The sequence below is a fragment of the Moorena sp. SIO3H5 genome (assembly GCF_010692395.1).
Lineage (GTDB): Bacteria > Cyanobacteriota > Cyanobacteriia > Cyanobacteriales > Coleofasciculaceae > Moorena.
The window spans coordinates 1-2,450 of sequence record NZ_JAAHHS010000024.1 but is presented as its reverse complement, the minus strand read 5'-3'; the positions used below and the strand labels follow the sequence as shown (position 1 = coordinate 2,450).

Genomic DNA, 2,450 nt, shown 5'->3' with positions numbered 1-2,450 from the left:
CGTCAGACAAACGCCAACCACTAGTTTTGTACTCCACAGAACCATGAGTTTGTTCCCTTTTGAATCGTGGATAACCCTTTCTTCCTGGTTTATTCTTCTTGCAGTTGTCAAAGAATCTTGCAATTGCACTCCATGCCCTTTCGGCAGAAGCTTGTCGAGCCATAGAGTTAAGTTTATTCACCCAGGGAAAGTTTTCGTCGGCAGCGAGTACAGCGCAATAGGCACTCAAGTGGTATCTGCCAATGTCTCGGTTATCCATCCAGTATCTCAGGCAAGCATTACGAACAAAACGAGCAGTTCTAATCGCCTCGTCCAGGGATTGGTACTGTTGTTTTGTTCCTTCCAGCTTTGCCTCAAATACCAGCATTATTACGTCGAAATCGCTGACGTAATAATATCACGAATATTGCTAAAAACTCAACTACCCCTCGCCTTGTCAAACCTATGGTTTGATTCAGTTAAGGGGTGTCTCGTTTTTAGCCAACAATTCATCTCACCGCCAAGTCTGCGACTGTGGCGGGAGCATTCTTGTTGTTTTTAGGTAATTGTCAAATGGAGCGACTAAACCAGTATCGGCAATGGATTCAGCAGTTACTCAGGGAGCATAACAAATTCAAGCTCTTGCCAGTTTCCCATTAACAATTAAATTCGCCACGGGTCGCACCTGTAGAATGGGCATCTTGGTGGAACTGGCATCTTGCCAGTTTCGCATTAAGAATTAAATTCGCCACGGGTCGCACCTGTAGAACTGGCATCTTGGTAGAACTGGCATCTTGGTAGAATGGGCATCTTGGTAGAACTGGCATCTTGGTAGAATGGGCATCTTGGTAGAACTGGCATCTTGGTAGAATGGGCATCTTGGTAGAACTGGCATCTTGGTAGAACTGGCATCTTGGTAGAACTGGCATCTTGCCAGTTTCAAGATATTTTCGCGCGGGCAGGATGCCCACTCTACTGCTATTCATCCGAAGATTCAGCAACGCTTTCTAGTCATCTATATTGATGCTAACCGCTGACCACTGACCGCTAACCGCTGACCACTGACCACTGATGTATAAATCACATATCATACCCAAACAAATTGGGGTCAACATCTTTCAAATCCAAATCCCCTAACCCATACTCAGCCCAACGCCGGTCTACCATCGCTGCTACATCCCCATCTGACTCCAACGTTGCACCCCATTCATGTTCCGTTTCCGGTGGAATCTTAGTAGTAGCATCAATACCCATCCGTCCCCCTAAGCCAATCTTTTCACTAGCAAAATCCAAACTATCAAAGGGAGTATTAGGCAAAATAAAGACATCCCGCACTGGGTCAACTTTAGAACTAATCGCCCACACCACTTGACGGGGGTCGCGAATATTAATAGTCTCATCCACCACAATCACAAACTTGGTGTAAGTAAATTGAGGCAAGGCACTCCAAAACGCCAAAGCAGCCCGTCGCGCTTGTCCTGGATAGGCTTTCTTAATGGAAATAATGGCCGCTTTATAACTCAGAGCTTCCATGGGCAAGAAGAAATCCACAATTTCTGAGACTTGTTGCCGCAGGATCGGGGTATAAATCCGATTGAGTGCGATCGCCATCATCGCTTCTTCTTTCGGTGGACGCCCACTAAAGGTAGTTAAATAAATCGGATCCTTGCGGTGAGTCATACAGTGGAAGCGAATCAAGGGGGAATCCTCCACTCCACCGTAATACCCCATGTGGTCACCAAAGGGACCATCTGGCAACATTTCCCCTGGAGTAATCGTGCCTTCCAGGACAAACTCCGAATCCGCTGGTACTTCTAAATCTAAGNTACCTTGACAATCTACTACTGTGTATGCACCTTTAGCAACCCCTTCCATGGAAGTAGCTGTAAAGTTAGGAATAGCTTGACGGGTGAATGCCAATAGTGTGGGTGCATTGTCCTTGGCTCTTTCGATCGCGACTTTATAAGCACCAGAACATTCGGTTCCATCCGCAGGACGAATCACAGCCAAGTTGGGAATTGCCCGGAGGGAAGCTAGGGTTTACACTGGTTGGTGGGTTGGTCCATCTTCCCCTTGTCCAATGGAATCGTGGGTCATTACCCAAATGGCACCGGCTTGGGAAATGGCAGATAAACGAATGGCAGCACGCATATAATCGGTGAAGATTAAGAATGTGGCTCCATAGGGAATTAATCCCGAACCATGGAGGGCCATACCGTTACAAATTGCGCCCATACCATGTTCCCGCACGCCAAAGTGGACGTTGCGATTGAGGTATTCTCCTTTTTGGAAATCCCCATCGGTTTTGATTTCTGTCAGGTTGGAGTGGGTTAAGTCAGCCGAACCACCAATTAATTCTGGTAAAACTCCAGCGATCGCGTTAAGCGTTGCACCAGACTGGTTACGAGTAGCATCCTTCTTGCTTTCAGGAGTATATTTAGGTAGTGCATCCGCCCAACCTTCAGGTAATT

At 46.8% G+C, this 2,450-nt stretch carries 2 protein-coding genes and 2 pseudogenes; all 4 read right to left on the bottom strand.

Features of this window, described 5'->3' with window-relative positions:
- Positions 1 to 367: pseudogene (locus tag F6K52_RS04200) on the bottom strand (RNA-guided endonuclease TnpB family protein); the annotation flags it as partial.
- A gap of 268 nt (positions 368 to 635) precedes the next feature.
- A complete protein-coding gene (locus F6K52_RS04195) occupies positions 636 to 980 on the bottom strand; it encodes a hypothetical protein (protein ID WP_293074462.1) in 345 nt (114 codons plus the stop codon).
- A gap of 79 nt (positions 981 to 1,059) precedes the next feature.
- Entirely contained in the window at positions 1,060 to 1,899 is an 840-nt protein-coding gene (locus F6K52_RS04190) for a UbiD family decarboxylase (RefSeq protein ID WP_293074465.1), read from the bottom strand.
- A 33-nt stretch (positions 1,900 to 1,932) separates the two neighbouring features.
- Positions 1,933 to 2,331 (bottom strand): annotated as a pseudogene (locus F6K52_RS04185) (transketolase); the annotation flags it as partial.
- Between the last annotated feature and the right edge of the window lie 119 nt (positions 2,332 to 2,450).